Source organism: Streptomyces acidiscabies, from assembly GCF_020010905.1.
Taxonomy (GTDB): domain Bacteria; phylum Actinomycetota; class Actinomycetes; order Streptomycetales; family Streptomycetaceae; genus Streptomyces; species Streptomyces acidiscabies.
In genome coordinates, this window is record NZ_JAGJBY010000001.1 from 5253142 (window position 1) to 5271895 (window position 18754).

The window sequence follows — 18754 nt, forward strand, 5'->3', positions numbered from 1 at the left end:
GTGCACGGGACACCTCGGTTACATCAACTGCACTAATTGACTAGCCTCGGAAAAATGAACAAGCTCTGCGAACGCGAATGTGGTGTCGCCCGTTTTCTCGCCCTGCTCGACGGACCGTGGGCCACGCTGATCGTGCGGGAACTCCTCCCGGGGCCCAGACGCTTCACCGAACTGCGAGACGCCCTGCCCGGCATCAGCCCCCACACGCTCACCAGCCGACTGCGCCGGTTCGAGCGACATGGCCTGGTCACCCGTACCGCGTACGCGGAGATCCCCAGGGCCCCGGCGTTTGCCCGGATCGCCCCGGCCTGGGCCGGTTGATCATGCTGGCGGGCCTCGGAAGCAGATGAACACGGCACCTGTGGATCATGGAGTTCTCTACGCTGCAAGATCCACGAAGGTGCCGTGTTCGTTCCTCCATCATCCCCTGCCGTCGTTCCCGTCTCTCCGGCGCCCCGCCTGGAGGCCCTCGGCTCGGATGCCGCGCGAGACCAAGTCCGCGGCCTGGTTGCCGAGTTCGAGTCGGTCACCGATCCTCGCGGGGCGTGCGGGGTGCGCTACCGGGTCTCCTCGCTGCTGGCCCTGGTGGTCTGTGCGATGACCCCGGCGGGCCATGACTCCATCACCGCGGCGGCGGAGTGGTGCCGACGTGCGACGCCTGAGGAACTGGCCGCTTTCGGTCTGCCCTACCATCCGTTGCGCGGCCGCTACCGGATCCCGAGCGAGAAGACCTTGCGCACCGTTCTGGGGCGGCTCGATCCCGGTGAGGTCAGCGCGGCCGGCTACGACCACCTGCGGCCCCTGCTGTCCACGGTGTCCCACTCTCCCGAGCCGCTCATGCCCGACGGCGGCATCGAACGCGAACAGCGCCGCGCCCACCGGGCGGCCGCCCGCGCCGAACCGGTGCGCTCCCGGCGCCGGGCCATCGCGGTGGACGGCAAGTGCCTGCGCAGTGCGAAGCGCCCGGACGGCAGCCGCGTCTTCGTGCTCTCCGCCGTCCGGCACGGCGACGGCATCACCCTCGCCTCCCGCGAGATCGGCGCGAAGACCAACGAAATCCCCGAGTTCCAACCCCTGCTCGACCAGCTCGACGACGCCGATCTCAAGGGGGCCGTCGTCACCGCCGACGCCCTCCACGCCCAACGCGACCACGCCACCTACCTGCACGAACGCGGCGCCCACTACCTGCTGACCATCAAGAACAACCAGCGCGGCCAAGCCCGTCAGCTCCACGCCCTGCCCTGGAAGGAGATCCCCGTCATCCACCGTGACGACGCCCGCGGCCACGGCCGCCACGAACAGCGTCTCGTCCAGGTCGTCACCGTCAACGGCCTGCTCTTTCCCCACGCGGCCCAGGTCCTGCGCATCCAGCGCAGACGCCGTCTCTACGGAGCGAAGAAGTGGTCCAGCGAGACCGTCTACGCCATCACCGACCTGCCCGCCGAGGAAGCGAGTGCCGCCGAGATCGCTTCATGGGCTCGCGGGCACTGGACCGTGGAGAACACCGTCCACTGGTGTCGGGATGTGACCTTCAACGAGGACAAGTCCCAGGTCAGGACCCACAACACGCCCTCAGTCCTCGCCGCCGTCCGCGACCTGATCCGCGGTGCGCTCAAGCTTGCCGGGTACGTCAACACCGCCGCCGGCCGCCGAGCCCACACCGAACGCACCCTCGTCCTCAGCCTCTACGGCATCACATGATCAAACCGGACGACCCGGGCAAACGCCGGGGCCCTGGGAGATCCCGCCCCGAGTGGAGTACCGCCTCACCCCCGTGGGCGAAGGGCTGCGTGAGGTGCTCGACGCCATGGCCACCTGGGCGCTGTCGATGCCTGAGCAGGCTGGACAAGGCCCGGGGGAGTGATCCGTGACACACTTCCCAATGGTTACGTTGAGGTAAGCGGCTCTTTTTCGGAAAGCTTGATCTCGCCTGCGCATATTTCTCGGCGATGTCGAATTCCGGATCGAAAGTCCCGTCCGTCGAAGTCGAATACGTGGTGAATTCGTACCGACCCGCTCCCTGGAGGCCCGGCATGTCCGCACCCCACCCCGCCGCCCGCGCCCTGCCCGGCTTCGTGGAGGTGCGCGGGGCCCGGCACAACAACCTCAAAGGCCTGGACGTCGACATTCCGCTGTGGGCGCTGACCGTGATCACCGGCGTGTCCGGCTCGGGCAAGAGCTCTCTGGCGCTCGGCACGGTGTACGCCGAGGGCTCGCGCCGTTATCTGGACGCCCTCACCGCCTACCAGCGCAAGCGGGTCGGCCAGACGCCTCCGTCGCCGGTCGACCGCGTCACCCATGTCCCCTCGGCCGTCGCGCTGCGGCAGCGTCCGCCGACGCCGGGCCGCTCCTCCACCGTCGGCACGCTGACCGAGGTCTACAACCTGCTGCGGCTGCTGTTCTCACGTGTCGGCGAACACCGCTGCCCCAACGGCCACCTCTCCACCCCCACCCTGGAGGAGGTCGGCACCGGCACCACCGACGAGAACGGCTGGCAGACCTGCCCAGAGTGCGGCGCGTACTTCCAGATGCCCGCCTCCGAGTCGTTCTCCTTCAACTCCCCGCTCGGCGCCTGCCCGACCTGCTCGGGCCTGGGGACCGTCGACGACATCGACGACCACACGCTCGTCCCGGACGACTCCCTGACCCTCGACGAGGGCGCCGTCGCCTCCTGGAAGCTGCCCGGACGGCGGGAGATGCCCCTGGTCGTCTCCCAGATGGGCGTCCCCACCGACGTACCCTTCCGGAAACTCACGGACGAACAGCGCCACCTCGTCCTGGACGGACCCCCCGAGGCGCACGAGATCGCCGTCCCCACGAAGACCGGCCGCGTGTTCCGGCTGAACATGACGTACGTCAGCGCCCGCCGTGCCGTCACCGAGGCCCGCGACACCGCGGGCGCCGCCCGTTTCACCACCACCCGCGCCTGCCCGACCTGTCACGGCACCCGGCTGCGTGAGGAGACCCTGGCGACCCTCCTCGACGGCCGCACCGTCGCCGAGACCTCCGCTCTCACCCTGGACACGGTCCTGACCTGGGCCGAGACCCTCTCGACGCGGCTCCCGCGCGACCTGAAGGCGCTCACCGACGACCTCGCCGGCCGCCTCGCCGAGGGGGTGCGCCCGCTGATCGACCTCGGCCTGGCCTACCTCACCCTGGACCGCCCCGGCCCGACGCTGTCCACCGGCGAACTCCAGCGCATCCAACTCGCCGCCACCCTCCACGCCGGCACCGCGGGTGTCCTGTACGTCCTGGACGAGCCGAGCATCGGACTGCACCCCGCCAACCTCGACGGCCTGCTCGCCGCGCTGAACCGGCTCGCCGACGACGGCAACACCGTCCTGGTCGTCGACCACGACCTGGAGATCATGCGCGCCGCCGACCACCTCATCGAGATCGGCCCCGGCGCCGGCCGCGCCGGCGGCACCCTGGACTCCCAGGGCACCACCGCCGACCTGGCCGCCGACCCCCGCTCGGTCACCGGCCCCTACCTCGCCGGCACCGCACCCCTCACTGTCCGCACGCCCCGACGCGTCGACGAGGGCGGCCCGTGCCTGCGCCTGCACGTCACCGAACTGCGCAACCTGCGCGACCTGTCCGTCGCCCTCCCCCTGAACCGCCTCACCCTGGTCACCGGCGTCTCCGGCTCCGGGAAGTCCTCCCTGATCCTCGACAGCCTCGCGCCCGCCCTGCGCGCCCACCTCACCGACACCCCGCTGCCGGACCACGTCGGCACGTTCGCCTGCGACGAGCCGCTGAGTACCCTGCGCTTCATCGACGCGTCCCCCATCGGCGCCAACTCCCGCTCCACCCCCGCCACCTACACCGGAGCCCTGGACGCCGTACGCAAGCTCTACGCGGCCACCCCCGAGGCCCGGGAACGCGGCTGGAACGCGGGCCACTTCTCCTACAACACCAAGGCCGGACAGTGCCCGGGCTGCCAAGGGCTCGGCGAGTTGTCCATCGACATCCAGTACCTGCCGGACCTGCCGATGCCGTGCAACACCTGCCACGGCGGACGCTACGACCCCGCCGTGCTGGACGTCGTCCGCGACGGACTGACCATCGCCGACGTCCTGCGCCTGACCGTCGACGAGGCCGCCGACCGCTTCGCCGGCCAGCGCGCGGTCCACCGTCCCCTGCGCGCCCTGCGCGAGGTCGGCCTCGGCTACCTCACCCTCGGTGAACCCACCCCCTCCCTGTCCGGCGGCGAAGCGCAGCGCATGCGCCTGTCCACCGCCCTGCACAGCGACAAGCCGGGCACCGTCTACGTCTTCGACGAACCCTCCGTCGGTCTGCACCCCAAGGACGTCGCCACCCTCGTCACCACCCTGGACCGGCTCCTCGACACCGGCGCCACCGTGATCGTCATCGACCACGACACCGATCTGATCTGGAACGCCGACTGGGTCCTCGACATCGGCCCCGGACCGGGTCCCGACGGCGGACGCCTCGCCGCCGAGGGAACCCCCGAGGACCTGGCCCGCGCCGGGACGACCCCGACCGGGCGGTGGCTGGCGCGCAGCCGTCGTGAGGCTTGATCCAGGCTTCACCGAATTCAGCGCGAGCCGCACTGGCAGGTCTCATGGGGACGACGAACCGACACGGCCCCGCAGCCGCCACGAACGCCGAGGCGCCGGCCCGGGTCGGCACCGCGCTGGCGGACGAGAACCGGCGCCGGCTGCTGCCGACCCTGTTGGAGGCGCCCGCCCACCCCTCCGCCCTCGCGGAATCGCCGGGCCCGCTGATGACCGTCGCCGCCGTCGCGAACGGCGAGGCCGCCCCCTCGCCTCCCCGCTTCTCCACAGCCGAGGCCCTGGAGGAGTACGCCGTCGCCCGCGCCCGGCACGGCTCGCGCGCTCTGCCCGACCTCGTCCCGGCCACCGCGACCGTCCGGCGCGGCGACGCCGAGCAGGAGATCGCGCCCGGTGAACTCCGGGGCGGCGACATCCTGCCGGTCCGGCCCAGCGAGCGGATCGCCACGGACGGCATGGTCGCGGCGGGGCCCGACGGCGAACCCCCGGCCGATTCCTGGCAGCAGGGAGACCCCCGACGATCTGCCGGGCTCGATGTGCTGGAGGAGCTACCAGTAGGTGCGGGTGACCCGGTCGGGCAGCCGTCCCTGCGGCCGGACCACCGATCCCTCCGGGTCGATCAGGACGCTGCCGGTTCCCCCTTCCGCGTTCTCCCAGCAGTAGACGTACCCCCCTTCGAGGGAACGGACCTTCGTGCACGTCAGTGATGCGGTCACGGGGAGTTCCGCCAGTTCGCTGGTTCCAGTGGTGCGCTCACCGGAGGCAGTCTCCCACCCGGAGCCCCCGCTACGCCGGGCGGGAATTTCGGTGCCGGGGCGATGCGATGGCAATCCCCGCACCCTTGACACGCCTATTTCCCCCCGTTCTACTGATTGACGGTTCCATTACCCAGCGCGGCAGGAGGCTGTTCATGCAGGCTGTCGAGGAAAAGGGCCGGATCGGGTCGGAAGAGAGTGCGGATGACGTATTCGACCTGGTGATCGGCGATCTGGAACAGGATATTCCACCGCTCACGTCACCGATGAACTCGGGCAGCGGTACCTCGTGCGGTACGTGTTCGAGGATCTACTGCTGTTGACGCGCGCCGGGTGGTGCCGTCGACGGCGGTGCCACCCGGACGGCACGAGCCGGGAGGGCAGCTTTGCCGGATGCGCGAGTGAGCGTGGGGCCGCTGTGGGAGATGCGGGCCCCTGACGAGGACGTGAAGGACACACACGCTGAACTGCCGTACGCCGCACGGAAGATGGTCGACGCGATCCGCGCCGGCGGAGCAGGCGCCCTGTTCCCTCCCGTGGTCGCCGACGGCCCCGAGGGCACGGTCGCGACGGAACGCCTCCTCGGCGGCGAGCGCGACGCGCGGATGCTCGCGCAGGCGCTGAGGGAACCCCGGTTCGAGCCGCTGCTGGCCCTGCTGGACCGGCTCGACAACTGGTGCGCGGACGCCACCCGGCGTTATTCCGCCGTCATTTCCGCAAGCGTCCTGGAAATCGCGAACGGCGATGTTTTCGGCCCGGTCGTCTCCGAGGCATTCGTCGCCTGCGCGGCCGGACGACCGCACTACACACGTGAACGCGTCACGGAATGGGCGGCGCGCTGCGAGGCGTTTCTCACCCTTTTCCTGGACAGATTACAGAGAGACACCACAACCTGCTGGCCGGGGAATCCGGCATTCCAGGGCCCGGTCGTCGGACTGTGGACGCACGGCGAGGAGACCCACAACGGACGTCAGCGCGTCCTGCGCCTGGAGTGCGCGGGCGGCGCCCGCATCGCCTACAAACCGCGCCCGGCATCGGGCGAACTCCTCTTCACGGCAGAGCCGGAGACCGGCCCGCCCACCTCCCTGTTCGGCCTCCTCGACGCCGCACCCCCCGCCTCCGGAGAGGTCCACTTCCCGCTCCTCACCTGCTGGCCCGGCGCCGAAAAGGGCTACCTGTGGCAGGAGTGGATCGAACCCCCACCCCAGTGGGCCCCGATCCGCACCGAAGGCCCCTGGCAACTCACCGGCACCCGCCTCACCCCACCCGAGGCGGCCCGCTTCTGGCACCGCACCGGCTCCCTGACCGCCGCCGCGTTCGCCTTCGGCATCACCGACCTGATCGGCGGCAACCTCGTCACCGGCACCCGCCCCGGCGACCCCGAACCCCTGCTCTACCCCATCGACCTGGAGATCTACTTCTGCAAGGTCACCCGCCTCTACGACACCGGCCTCCTGCACGACCCGACCGCCGACACCCCCCAGCACCACGTCGGCCTGGAGACCACCGCCCGCTGGTGCGCCCCCGAAGGCCCCCCGGTGTGCTGGCGCCCCACCCCGTCCGGCGCCCTGGCCCTGCACCGCCGCCACCGCGCCCACACGAGAACCGAGACGCGAACCGTCGTGGCGGACACCGACGGCCGCACCGGATACGGCCCCTACCTCCCGGCGATGCTGCGCGGCATGTTCGACGCCTGGACCCTGATGTGCCGTCAGCGCCCCGCGATCCGCCGCTTCCTCGTGGACACCGCCCCCGGCCACCACGTACGCGTCCTGCGTCAGCCCACGTTCCGCTACTACGACGCCCTCATGCCCCGCTGGCTGTCCGGCGGCGGCGCGGCCCCCGCCCCCGCGACCCCGGATGTCCGCTTCGACCGCGCCGAACTCGCCCAACTGCGCCGTATGGACGTCCCCTACTTCCTCCGCGCCCTCGACGGCGGCCCCGTCCTCGCCCTCGCACCCCCACCGCACGCCTTCACGACGTCCCCCGTCACGGCCCACCCCGAACCCGAGGCGGGCTGGCCCCCGCACCCGGACCACTTCGACGCCGCGCACCTCACCCTCGCTGGCCTCGGCGTGGCCCTCCGGGACGCCGCCGAGCACGTCTTCGACGACCTCACCGACCTCGACGTCACCGACGAGACGCACGGCGTACGGCTGCTCCTGCACAGCCCCGGCGAGGGACAGGCCGCCTTCGACTGGCCGGGAGCGGGCCGCCGCATCACCTACCTGTGGAACCGGCACACGATCCGCCTGCGCATCGACCCCCTGGACGCCCCCGAACCGGCGCCCGACCCCGCGCCCGCCGGGGAGATCCGCCGCCGCCTCCTGCGCCTGGACCGGCTCGACGGCGCGATCCGCACCCCGTGGGCGGACGGCGGCATGACCGACCCCGCCGCCGAGGACCGCCTGCGGACCCTGACCGACGCCGGGATCGCCTGGCTGACCACGGTCGTCGCCGAGCACGGCTGGCCCGGCCGCACCCTCGTCGGCGCCGCGGCGGCAGGCGTGGCGAGCCGCCTCGTCCAGCACGCGTACGGCCACCTCGACTTCCGCAGGCACTGCCTCGACCTGATGCGGCAGGCGGCCGAGGGCGGCGACCTCCCCTGGCGCGACGTCGCCTACCTGACCGACGCCCTGCGCATCGACGAGGGCCGACCCCAGGTCTACGGCACGAAGTTCGAACCCGTGGCAGGCTGGCTCGAACCCTGCCCCGTCGAGGACCCCGAGAACGTGGACCACCGCCGCGCCGAGCTGGGCATGGAGCCCCTCGCGGACCACACGGACCGCATCCGGCGACGCTTCCCCAGACCGAAGAAGCGACCGGAGAGGCAGACCCCATGACCATCGACTGGCCCCGGTTCGCCCACGACCACTGGGAACGCGAGCCCACCCGCCTCCCCGCCCCACCCCCAGCCACCATCGAGGCCCTCCACGCACTCACCGTCCACGCCAGCGCCCCCTTCCGCGCCGGCACCCGCTTCGGCGTCACGCCCGACGTCCAACTCCTCATCGGCGACGGCCGATTGCGCGCACCCGGCGCCCTCCTGCCGGACGACCCCACCCCCGACGCCTACCACGACCGCCTCGACACCGCCGTACCCGGACACGGCCACCTGCTGACCGTACGGCAGCCGCTGCTGCTCGACTTCGCGCTCTGGGCGGCCGTACGCGAAGCGATCCAGGGCCTGTGGCGGGAGGTCGGCTGGCCCAACCTGCCGCTGACCGCCGAGATCCTCACCGGCGACCGCTTCACCCAGCACGCCGGCGCCGCCGAGCCGCCCACGCACGCGGCGTTCACCTGGATCCTGCGCGGGCGCATGGACGTACGGCTGTGGGACGAGGCCCAGGGGCCGCCGCCCGCCGAGATCGCCGACGGCGGCGTACCGACCCTCAGCGGCGGACCCGGCGACCTCCTGTACTGGCCCGGCGACCGGCGGCACGTCGACGTCTACCGGGAGCGGTGCACGGCGCTGCGGCTGCGCGTGCCCGTCGACCGGCGGCTGCCGTTCGCCGCCCTGCGCGACCTCCTCGCCGACCAGGTGCACGCCCGGCGAGGACACGACGAGACCGTGCCGTACTTCCCCCTCGGCGCAGACATCGGCGAACCCCTGGCCCGCCTCACCGGCCTCGGCGACGACCTGCGCGACCTCGTCGGCGGCGAGCGCCTGCGCCGTACGCTGCGTGTGCGCTGGGCCGCGCTGCGGTCGGCCGCCGGACTCGAACCGATCCCCGCGCCCCGCGACGCCGTCCCCCTCGCCCCCGACACCCCGATCCGCCTCACCGGCGAGATCGTCCGCATGCCCGACGGCCCCCGGCACGAGGTGTGGGCGGTCAACGGCAACGTCTTCACCCTCCCCACCGCAGCCGCCGACCGCGTGTACGGCGCGCTGCGCGGCGGCGAGCGGACCCGGGTCGCCGAGGTGTGCCACGCCCTCGGCGACGACAAGAACGTGCTCGCGCTGCTGGAGCGGCTCTACCGGCTGCGCGGCCTCGACCTGGCCGAGGTGCCCGCCCGATGACCCTGACCACCGAGAAGTCCTTCGACTGGGACACCTTCGTCGACCGCTACTGGGACCGGGCACCCGTGCTGTACAAGGCCGTCGAGGACGGGCCGTTCGCCGAGGACGAGGTGTTCGGGGCCGCCGTGCGCGGCAGCCGCCCCCCGCACCCCCTCGCCGTCCCCACCAACCTCCAGTTCCTCGTGGAGCGCCGCCAGCAGACCCGGCTCCACGACTACCTCCCCGACCTCGCCGACGGCTCCCTCGCCCGGTACGAACGACGCCTGGCCCAGCGCCTCGACCAGCAGCGCTACGCCCTCGTCGTCCACCGCTTCCACGCCTTCTCCCACCCCCTGTGGGACCGCGCCCGGCGCTTCTACGCCGGCCTGTGGGAACGCGTCGGCCGCCCCGAGCACTCCGCCGGCTCGACCATGTTCCACGGCTCCTACGAACACAGCCCCGTCGGCGTCCACCAGGACCGCTTCTCGACGTTCCTGTACTGCGTACGCGGCACGAAACGCATGCGCTTCTGGGACGGCCGCCCCTGGACCGAGCCGGTGCACACGGTCCTCGACTACCAGCCCTACCTCGCCTCGTCGTTCGTCGCCGAGGCCGAACCCGGCGACCTCCTGTACTGGCCCGCCCGCTACCACCACGTCGGCGAGAGCACCGGCAGCGCCCCCGCGACCAGCGTCAACGTCGGCGTCCCGCGCCGCGAACACCGGCCGTACTACGAGGTCAAGGACCTCTTCCGGGGCACCCGACCGGCCGCCTCCGCACCCCTGTTCACCCCCGACGCGGGCCCGGACGGACGCCTCGGCACCCTCCCCGCAGCCCTCGACGACGCCGTGACCGCCTTCGCCGGCCTCCTGCGTGAGGACGTCTTCACCGACCGCGCCACCGACCTCGCCCTGAGCGTCGCGTCGGCGGGCGGCTTCTGGCCCACCGAACCACCCGCCGTACCCCGCCCTTTGGGCGACGACACCGCCGTACGCGCCTGCGCGCCCCTCCTCACCGGGCACGGGCGGATCGCCGCCTGCGGACACGTCGTGACCGGCAGCGCGCCTGCGCTGGTGGAGCGGCTCGTGGCGGGGGAGACCGTGCGCGTCCACGGTCTGCCCGCGTCCGAACGCCGCCTGCTGGAAGACCTGGAGAGCATCCGTGCCGTCACCCGCGTCGACCTCCACTGACCGGGAGGCGGCGGCCCGGATCGCCGCCGAGATCGCCGACCGGCTCACGGACCCCGAACGGGTGGCGGCCGTCGCCGCAGCCCCCGACAACCTCATGCACTACCCCGGCGACCCCCAGCCCGTCTGGCACCCCCAGAGCCTCTCCGACGGCCACCCCGCGATCGCCCTCCTCCACACCGAACTCCACCGCCCGGCGGCCCAGGTCCACGCCCACCTCTCCGCCGCCCTCGCGGCCGGACTGCGCCTGCAACCCCAGGCCCTGTTCAGCGGAATGACCGCCCTCGCCTTCGCCGCCCGGGCCGCCGCCGACACGTACGGCGGCTACGCCACCCTCCTCGCCGGGCTCGACCGGCACATCGTCGACCAGGCCCGCCGACGCGCACACGCCGACCGCGAACGCCTGCGCGCGGGGCACTCCGTGGGCGCCTGGACCACGTACGACGTCCTGAGCGGCACCACCGGGACCGGGCGCTACCTCCTCGCCCGGCGCGACGCATCCCCCGCGCTCACCGAACTCCTCGCCTCCCTCGTGGCCGCCGCGACCGCCGAGAACGGCTGGTGGATCACCGAAGGACTCGACCACGGACTCCCCGAACACCTCAACCTCGGCCTCGCGCACGGGGTTTCCGGCCCCCTCGCGCTGCTCGCCCTCGCCTGGCGGGCGGGCGTCCGGGTGGAGGGGCACGCCGAAGCCGTCGAACGGATCATGGCGCTGCTCACGCGGTGGCGTACGGCCGACGGGTACTGGCCGCACCTGATCACCCGGGCCCACCTGGACGACGGCGAACTTTCGGAACACGGGCGGGACTCCTGGTGCTACGGCACCGTCGGCACGGCCCGCGCCGTCCACCTCGCGGGCCTCGCGCTGGGGCGCGGGGACTGGTGTGCCGAGGCATGTGCCGCTCTGTACGGTGCGGTGAACGCCGCGAGCGAGGAGCTGACCGTCGACTCGGCGCTGTGCCACGGGTGGGCGGGGATGCTCCAGATCACGCTGCGGATGGCGCACGACAGCAAGGACCCGGACCTGCTGGGCCTCGCGGACGGGCTGGCGGCCCGGGTGATCGACGAGTTCGATCCCGAGGCACCGTTCGGCTACCGGTACGACCATCACCTCGCCGCCCGTCCCCTCGACCGGCCCGGGCTGCTGGAAGGGGCTGCCGGGGTCGCGCTGGCGCTGCACACGTACGCGACCGGGGGTGTTCCCGCGACGTCGTGGGACGGGGCGTTGTTGTTGGCCTGAGGGGGAGGGGGTGTTGCACGACTTGAAACCTTCCGTGGCCACGTGGCACCACGAACCCGCCGGAGGGCTGGCCGGACCCCGACGACTGGGATGTCCTCCCGACGTGTCGGCGCCCGAAGTGGAAGCGTTGGAGGCTCTGGCAGTACCTCGCGGACCGCATAGGCCGGGGTCACGCAAGGGGCGCCGCGGGGCGAACACCCCCGCAGGCGCGGGGACCACCTCCCCTGAGAGGGCCTGAACCCCGGTGCTCCGCCTTAGTGCTTGAGGTTAACCGCCCGGTGGATGATCGACGCAGCGGAAGCTTTAGAGGTTGTCTCATGTGGCGTGATGTTCGTGCGGCATGATGTCGGTCGTGACTGCCGATCTGTCGAAGCGGCTGGTTCCTGATGAACTCTGGGAGCTGGTCGCCCCGTTGCTGCCGTCGTTCGTCGCTCGACCGCAGGGAGGCGGGACCGCTCCGCGTGATGAGCGGGCCGTGTTCACGGCGGTGGTGTACGTACTGACCAGCGGGTGTGCCTGGCGGCACCTGCCGCCGACGTTCGGTACGTCCCCGGCGACAGCGCACCGCCGGTTCACGGCCTGGACCGAAGCCGGCCTGTGGCGCCGGCTGCACCGGGCCGTGCTCGACCGACTCGGCGCCAGGGGTGAGCTGGACTGGACCTCGGCGATCATCGACGCGGCCTCCGTCCGTGCGAAAAGGGGGGATCACTGACCGGGCCGAACCCGGTCGACCGCGGCAAGAAGGGCAGCAAACTGCACGTCCTGTCCGACGCCCAGGGCATCCCGCTCGCCCTCGCGGTGTCCGGCGCGAACCTCCACGACAGCCAGGCGTTCAAGCCGCTGATCCGGGCGATACCCGCCGTCCGCTCGCGGCGCGGACCACGAAGACGACGTCCCGTCAAGATCCGCGCGGACAAGGCGTACTTCTCCGCCGACCACCTGGCCTGGCTCCGTGAACGGGGCCTGGTCCCGCGCATCGCACGTCCGGGCATCGAGTCCGGCGAGCGACTCGGCCGGCACCGCTGGAAGATCGAACGGTCCATCGCCTGGCTGCTCGGCTACCGCCGCCTCACCGTGCGATACGAGCGGAAGGGATCGCACTTCCTCGCCTTCCTCGGCCTCGCAGCCGCCCTGACCTGCTACAAGAAGCTCGCGAAACTCACCACGTGAGACAACCTCTTAGCCCTGGCTATTCAGCGGAATTGGGCTGTCTGACGCCCCGATAGCAGAAAGGTGCCGTTGACCTGCAAGGATGTGAGTGTCTAGGTCATATCCGCTGCGGGAGCAAGGCACCTTTCCGGTGGTTGAGCGTGCAGGGTGGGACCGTCGGCTGTCCGTGGTGGCTGACGGGAAGAGGCTGGTCGGGCATGCCGGGGCGGTGCTACTGCGTGGGTGCGCTGACCGCACCGGGCTGACGGGGGCGCTGGCGAAGGTGCTGCCGTCCAGCACGGTGGCCGGCTGGCGGGGCCGGGCGGAGGTGCTGGTGCACCTGGCGGTCGCGATCGTGCTCGGGGCGTCGAACCTGTCGGAGGCCGAGCAGCCCCAGCTTCACCATCGCCCGCTGTCCGGGCCCGAGGCATCGGACTCGACGGCCCGCCGTGCTCTTGCCGCGCTTGACGAGGCCACCCTGGCGAAGATCGCCAAGGCGCGGGCGAGAGTGCGCAGGCACGTGTGGGGCCTGCTGAAACTGCGGCCGGGCGGCTTCCCCTGGCTGACGGTGGCGGGCAAGCGGCTGCGCGGCTGGATCGTCATCGACCTCGATGCGACGGTCATCACCTCCGCCTCGAAGAAGGCCGGGGCAGCGGTCACCTTCAAGAAGACGTACGGATTTCATCCGCTGGCCGCGTGGTGCGCGAACACCACGGAGTCCCTGGCCATGCTGCTGCGGCCGGGCAACGCCGGAGCGAACACGGTGGCCGACCACATCACCGTGCTCGCCGACGCCCTCGCACAGATCCCCGGATCGTCGGCCGCGAAGATCCTCATCCGGGTCGACGGCGCCGGGGCCACCCACGGGCTGCTCGAACATCTCGAAGCACTGAACACCACACGGCGCACGGTCCGTTACACCGTCGGCTGGAAGATCACCGAAGACGACGAGAAAGCCATCGCCCGCCTGCCCGGGATGGCCTGGGAGACCTCCGTGCACCAGGACGGCAGCCTCCAGGAAGGCTACTTCGTCGCGGAACTGACCGGGCTGAACACCCGCGAGGGCTGGCCCGAGGGCATGCGGCTGATCGTGCGCCGGGTCCGTCCGGCCCGGCGGCATCTGAAGAAGCTGACCGAGTTCGAAAGGAAGACGGGCTGGCGCTACTGCGTCACCGCGACCAACATCCGTCACATGTGGGGCATCGCCGGCTCGGGCCACGCCCAGTTCCTGGACGTGCTGCACCGCTCCCACGCCGGCGTCGAAGACCGGGTACGCACCAACAAGGCCATGGGGCTGGACAACCTGCCCTCGCAATCGTGGGAGGTCAACCGCGGCTGGATGCTCGCCGCGAACATCGCCGCCGATCTTCCGGATGCCGCGGTCCCAGTCCTCGGCAGTGCGTTCGTGGACACCGGCCTGTGCTGCGGCGTCCCGCCGTCGCACCCCGGACACGCGAAGCCGGTCGTACTCCGCCCTACCGGAATGTTCGCTCGCGCCTGGTTTACCACGACCACGGACACCGGCTTTCCGCGCCCACGCAGCCGCCGTGTGACGATTCGCCCCGACCGCCCGCGCAGCACCGGAGACACTGCCGTCCTCACGGTCCAACGTCTCGAAGAACCTCGCCTTCAACTCCTCAAAATCCACGATCCTCGCAACTCCCTGAACTCCAGGGTGTTGCGAGGATCAATAGAACCCACCCCACCCCACCCCACCGCGCCCCGGGCCGACCTATGCGAACTCCCGGTGCACCCTGAAGAGTTATAGGTACTCCGTGAGTGTCCGGCCTCCTACCTTGGTGGCGGTTGACCGACTACCACCGAACACGAGGAGAAGCCCTCATGCGTAAGCGCGCCGCGACGGTCCTCGGAGCCGCAGCCGCGGCCTTCACACTGGCTACCACGCCCGCCTTCGCCGCCGACACGATTCTGATCGACAAGCCGGGCAAGTTCCAGTACGAGCGCTCGTGCAACAACATCTACACGCTCACCCTCACCTCCACGAAGGCTGTGGCCACCAAGACCGATAACCCCCTCGACGGGGCGGCCTGGTGCGCTGGCCACGTCTGGCTCCGCATGATGGGCGACAGCTTGGGCGACTGGAGCAACGACCCGACGTCGATCACTCGGACCAGCCCCAACGGCAAGTTCCGGTGGGCATACATCAAGGGTTGCGCTGACTGCCACGCATACAGGGTGACCCCGTAGGTTCTACGGGCGAATCTCGGCGAGCCCCCGTCACCAATGGGCGATGGGGCGCGCTCGTGTCACAGGTGCGCCACGGAGCGTGCATGGTGCGCTTGCCAGTTACGCGGCACCCCCAAAATGACGGGCAGTCAGACCCCCCCTTGGGGGTGCCTGTTGAGTCGGCACGGAGCGCGGTGCCGGTGTTGCCACCGGTCCGTTTCTCCATGCCGCTCGCCGAACCCGGCGTACTCGTCTCCGAGTACCGGGCTCTCCACGGACTCTGCCGTTCAGGCGTGGTTGAGATGTTTTCAGGGGTTGGGGATCCTATTGCTCACCGGATACAACAGTGCGATCGACGGCGTCGTCTTCGCCCCCGACGGACACGCACTCGCCCTCACCGGCGCCGACCACACCGTGCAACTCTGGGACGTCGCCCGAAGGAGCCTGCGGGCCCGCCTCACCGGCCACACCCAGCCGGTCATGGCAGTCACCTTCAGCGCGGACGGCCACACGCTCGCCTTCGCCGGCATGGACCGCTCGGTGATCCTGTGGACCACCGACCCTCGGCACACCACCGCCCTCACCTGCCAGGCCGTCGCTCGCAACTTGACCCCGGCCCAGTGGAAAGAATTCCTACCGGAAATCCCGTACCACCAGACCTGCGACAACACCTGAGCAGAGCCGTCCCGCCGATGAATCGGCAGGACGGCTCGCCTTCACGGACCGCACTTGCCGCGTACATGACCTGGTCCGCGAGATCGCCGGGGCCTTCTCCGGACGGTCAGCCGAGTTCCCGAACCGATGCGCAGGGTTTCACCGCTGAGGCTCTCGCGCGAATGAGCGCGAGGGCCAGGTACTTGGATGAACAGTGCTGCGTCAGGCGCGGGTGAGCCAGCGCAGTCGTTCGGTGTCGGTGACGTGGGTTCGTTCGTGGTCGAGTTCGAGTTTGGCGAGGTGGGCGTAGTGGTCGATGACGTCCGTGGTGAAGGCGTTGCGAGCGAGGGTGCTGTCCTCGAAGACGGTGAGGGCGTCGGCGAGGGTGGGGAGGACGGGGATGTGGTGGGTGCGGTAGGAGTTGCCGGTTTCCGGGGGGCCGGGGTCGAGTTTGTGGTCGATGCCGTGGGTGATGGCGGCGAGGGCTGCGGCGAGTGCGAGGTAGGGGTTGGCGTCGGCTCCGGGGACGCGGATTTCGAGGTGGAGGGTGTCGTCGTGGCCGATGACGCGGATGGCGCAGGTGCGGTTGTCGTGGCCCCAGTTGAAGGTGGCGGGGGCGAAGGAGTCGGGGGTGAAGCGTTTGTAGGAGTTGGTGGTGGGGGCGTAGAAGGGGGCGAGTTCGGGGAGGGCGGTGAGGAGGCCGGCGATGGCGTGGCGGGCGGTGTCGGAGAGGTTGCCGTCGGGGGCGTTGAGTTGGGGGGTGTTGTTGGACCAGAGGGAGAGGTGGAGGTGGAGGCCGTTGGCGCGGCCGGTTTCGGGGGCGGCCATGAAGGTGGGGGTCAGGTCGGAGCGGGTGGCGAGGGTGCGGACGGCGTGTTTGAAGAGGAGGTGGTTGTCGCAGGCGTCGCGGGCGGGGCCGTAGGGGAAGGTCACTTCGATCTGGCCGGGGCCTGCTTCGGTCTTGATCGCTTCGACGGGTATTCCGGCTTTGGCGAGGGCGCGTTGGAGGCGGCGGAAGAAGCGGTCGGAGGTGGGGTTGTGGTCGAGGGCGTAGTCGAGGTTCTCGGTGGTGAGGGGGTGGAGGGGGTGGTGGCCGGGTTGGTTGTGGGTGCCTTTGTAGAGGACGAATTCCGTCTCGATGCCGGTCTTGGGGTGCAGGCCGTGGTGGGCGAGGCGGGTGAGTTGGCGGTCCAGGATGTGGCGGGGTGCGATCTCTACGGGGGTTCCCTCAGGGGTCATGGCGTCGGCCAGGACGATCGCGGTGCGCGGCATCCACGGGACGACGCGTGCGGTCGTCAGGTCGGGGCGTACGGGGAGGTCCTGGTAGCCGGTGTCCCACGAGGTGAGGGCGAAGCCGTCGGCGGGGTTCATGTCGACGTCGGTGGCGAGGAGGTAGGCGCACATCTCGGCGCCGTGGTCCGCGATGCGGGTGAGGAAGTGGCCCGCGTCGTAGCGCTTCCCCTTCAGGCGGCCCTGGAGGTCGGGGAGGGCGAGCAGGACCGTGTCGATCGTCCCCGCCGTGACGAGGTCGGCGAGGGGGAGGGTCTTCTCCTGCTTGAGGGGGGTGTTGTTCACGGTGGCCGTCATCAGACGATCTCGCTCTCGTAGGACGACGCCGAGCGGTCGGAGCTGCTGGCCGGGACCTCGTACGAGCTGCCCTGCTTGCGCCACCAGGCCCAGGCCAGGACGAGGACGACGAGCAGGGCGATCGGCGCGTAGCTGAACGTGTCGACGGAGACCGGGTTGGTCTGGGGGAGGCAGAACAGGACGGTCACGAAGACGACCCACAGGACGGCGACCATGCCGACGATCACGCCCCAGCTGCCGAGGTTCCACGGTCCGGGCCGGAAACGGTGACGGTTCTTGACGCGCAGGAAGATCGGGATGGCGTACGCGGGCGTGATCCCGATGACGTTGATGCTGGTGATCGCCGCGTAGGCGACCGGGCTGTAGAGGCTGGGCAGCGCGAGGAGCGCGGCGCAGACGACGGCGAGTGCGACGGCTTTGCGTGGGGTGCCGGTGCGGGGGTCGAGCTGCCGCCACTGGGCGGAGCCGGGGAGTGCGCCGTCGCGGGAGAACGCGAACACCATGCGGGAGGCGGCGGCCGTCTCGGCGTTGCCGCAGCACAGTTGGGCGACGATCACGACCAGGAGCAGCAGCTTTGCCCCTGTGAGGCCGAGGGCGTCGAGGAAGATCTGAGCCGGAGGGACCCCCGTCTCGGTGCCGACGGTTCCTGCGTAGTCCTGGATCGCGAAGGTCAGTCCGGCCAGGAGGACGGCCCCGGCCAGCCAGGACCAGCCGATCGCGTGGATGATGCCGCGCGATGCGGAGACCTGGGCGTCGGTGGTTTCCTCGCTGAGGTGCGCGGAGGCGTCGTAGCCGCTGAACGTGTACTGCGCGAGCAGCAGGCCGAGGAGCGCGACGTAGACCGGGCTGCTCCAGCCGGTGTTGTTGACGAACTCCCCGAACACGAAGCCGGCCGACTGGTGGTGGGAGGGGACGATGGCCAGCGCGCCGACGATGACGAGGACGCCGCCGACGTGCCACCAGACGCTGATGCTGTTGAGGATGCTTACCAGGCGCACCCCGAACCAGTTCAGCGTGAGGTGCAGGGCGAGGATGCACAGGAAGATCAGCATGATCTTCCCCGGCGTCGGCTCAAACCCCCACTGGAGGTTCAAGAGCGCCCCAGTGAACAGGGCGCACCCGTAATCGATGCCAGCGATTGCGCCGAGCAGGCCCAGCAAATTCAGCCAGCCGGTGTACCAGCCCCACTTCCGGCCGCCGAGCTGCTCGGCCTGGTAGTACAGCGCGCCCGAGGTCGGGTAAGCGGAGGTGACCTCGGCGAGTCCGGCGCCGACGAACATGACCATGGCGCCGACGGCGACCCAGCCCCACAGCATCACGGCGGGGCCGCCGGTGTTCATGCCGAACCCGTACAGGGTCATGCAGCCGCTGAGGACGCTGATCACGCTGAAGCTGACGGCGAAGTTTCCGAAGGGTCCCATCCGGCGGGTGAGGACGGGTTCGTATCCCAGTTCCCG

General features: G+C 70.8%; 16 protein-coding genes. 14 read left to right on the top strand and 2 right to left on the bottom strand.

What is annotated here, in order from left to right:
• Positions 1 to 54: 54 nt before the first annotated feature.
• The 14 genes from J8M50_RS23855 (at position 55) to J8M50_RS23920 (ending at position 15731) form a co-directional block, all read left to right on the top strand.
• Positions 55 to 321, top strand: a complete 267-nt coding sequence (locus tag J8M50_RS23855) for a winged helix-turn-helix transcriptional regulator (RefSeq protein ID WP_223786253.1) — start codon at positions 55 to 57, stop codon at positions 319 to 321.
• A gap of 84 nt (positions 322 to 405) precedes the next feature.
• Positions 406 to 1701 (top strand): ISAs1-like element IS1629 family transposase, encoded by a 1296-nt coding sequence (locus J8M50_RS23860; RefSeq protein ID WP_006378747.1) that lies wholly within the window; start codon positions 406 to 408, stop codon positions 1699 to 1701.
• Positions 1607 to 1864 (top strand): winged helix-turn-helix transcriptional regulator, encoded by a 258-nt coding sequence (locus J8M50_RS49210; RefSeq protein ID WP_308010544.1) that lies wholly within the window; start codon positions 1607 to 1609, stop codon positions 1862 to 1864. Before J8M50_RS23860 ends, J8M50_RS49210 begins: the two co-directional genes overlap by 95 nt.
• Positions 1865 to 2033: 169 nt before the next feature.
• Entirely contained in the window at positions 2034 to 4541 is a 2508-nt protein-coding gene (locus J8M50_RS23870) for an AAA family ATPase (RefSeq protein ID WP_010355896.1), read from the top strand.
• Positions 4542 to 4585: 44 nt separating this feature from the next.
• Positions 4586 to 5242, top strand: a complete 657-nt coding sequence (locus J8M50_RS23875) for a P-type ATPase actuator domain-containing protein (protein ID WP_010355897.1) — start codon at positions 4586 to 4588, stop codon at positions 5240 to 5242.
• Positions 5243 to 5445: 203 nt separating this feature from the next.
• Positions 5446 to 5613: a hypothetical protein gene (locus J8M50_RS23880; protein ID WP_162947387.1), complete on the top strand. Its 168-nt coding sequence runs from the start codon at positions 5446 to 5448 to the stop codon at positions 5611 to 5613.
• Between the two features lie 102 nt (positions 5614 to 5715).
• Positions 5716 to 8133, top strand: a complete 2418-nt coding sequence (locus J8M50_RS23885; protein ID WP_040837173.1) for a DUF6624 domain-containing protein — start codon at positions 5716 to 5718, stop codon at positions 8131 to 8133.
• Positions 8130 to 9311, top strand: coding sequence for a hypothetical protein (locus J8M50_RS23890; protein WP_010355899.1), 1182 nt, complete (start codon positions 8130 to 8132; stop codon positions 9309 to 9311). The genes J8M50_RS23885 and J8M50_RS23890 overlap by 4 nt, the downstream gene beginning before the upstream one ends.
• The gene (locus tag J8M50_RS23895; protein ID WP_010355901.1) at positions 9308 to 10480 is read left to right on the top strand and encodes a JmjC domain-containing protein; all 1173 of its coding nucleotides are present in this window, start codon (positions 9308 to 9310) and stop codon (positions 10478 to 10480) included. Before J8M50_RS23890 ends, J8M50_RS23895 begins: the two co-directional genes overlap by 4 nt.
• Complete coding sequence (locus J8M50_RS23900; RefSeq protein WP_010355902.1) at positions 10452 to 11720, top strand: lanthionine synthetase C family protein; 1269 nt, start codon at positions 10452 to 10454, stop codon at positions 11718 to 11720. The genes J8M50_RS23895 and J8M50_RS23900 overlap by 29 nt, the downstream gene beginning before the upstream one ends.
• Positions 11721 to 12063: 343 nt before the next feature.
• Positions 12064 to 12890, top strand: a protein-coding gene (locus J8M50_RS23905; RefSeq protein WP_370516800.1) for an IS5 family transposase whose coding sequence is annotated in 2 segments (ribosomal slippage) — positions 12064 to 12420 and positions 12423 to 12890 — 825 coding nt in all. Because the reading frame shifts where the segments join, the coding sequence is not laid out codon by codon here.
• Positions 12891 to 13059: 169 nt separating this feature from the next.
• Positions 13060 to 14637, top strand: a complete 1578-nt coding sequence (locus tag J8M50_RS23910) for an IS1380 family transposase (protein WP_233450445.1) — start codon at positions 13060 to 13062, stop codon at positions 14635 to 14637.
• A gap of 74 nt (positions 14638 to 14711) precedes the next feature.
• Positions 14712 to 15077 (top strand): hypothetical protein, encoded by a 366-nt coding sequence (locus tag J8M50_RS23915; RefSeq protein ID WP_010352985.1) that lies wholly within the window; start codon positions 14712 to 14714, stop codon positions 15075 to 15077.
• A gap of 294 nt (positions 15078 to 15371) precedes the next feature.
• Complete coding sequence (locus J8M50_RS23920; RefSeq protein ID WP_075662175.1) at positions 15372 to 15731, top strand: WD40 repeat domain-containing protein; 360 nt, start codon at positions 15372 to 15374, stop codon at positions 15729 to 15731.
• 201 nt (positions 15732 to 15932) lie between these two features.
• Here J8M50_RS23920 and J8M50_RS23925 read toward each other — a convergent pair whose 3' ends face one another.
• Positions 15933 to 17297: a glutamine synthetase family protein gene (locus tag J8M50_RS23925; RefSeq protein WP_059048453.1), complete on the bottom strand. Its 1365-nt coding sequence runs from the start codon at positions 17295 to 17297 to the stop codon at positions 15933 to 15935.
• Positions 17297 to 18718 carry an amino acid permease gene (locus J8M50_RS23930; RefSeq protein WP_010361036.1) on the bottom strand — a complete coding sequence of 474 codons (1422 nt, stop codon included), beginning with the start codon at positions 18716 to 18718 and terminating at the stop codon, positions 17297 to 17299. The genes J8M50_RS23925 and J8M50_RS23930 overlap by 1 nt, the downstream gene beginning before the upstream one ends.
• Between the last annotated feature and the right edge of the window lie 36 nt (positions 18719 to 18754).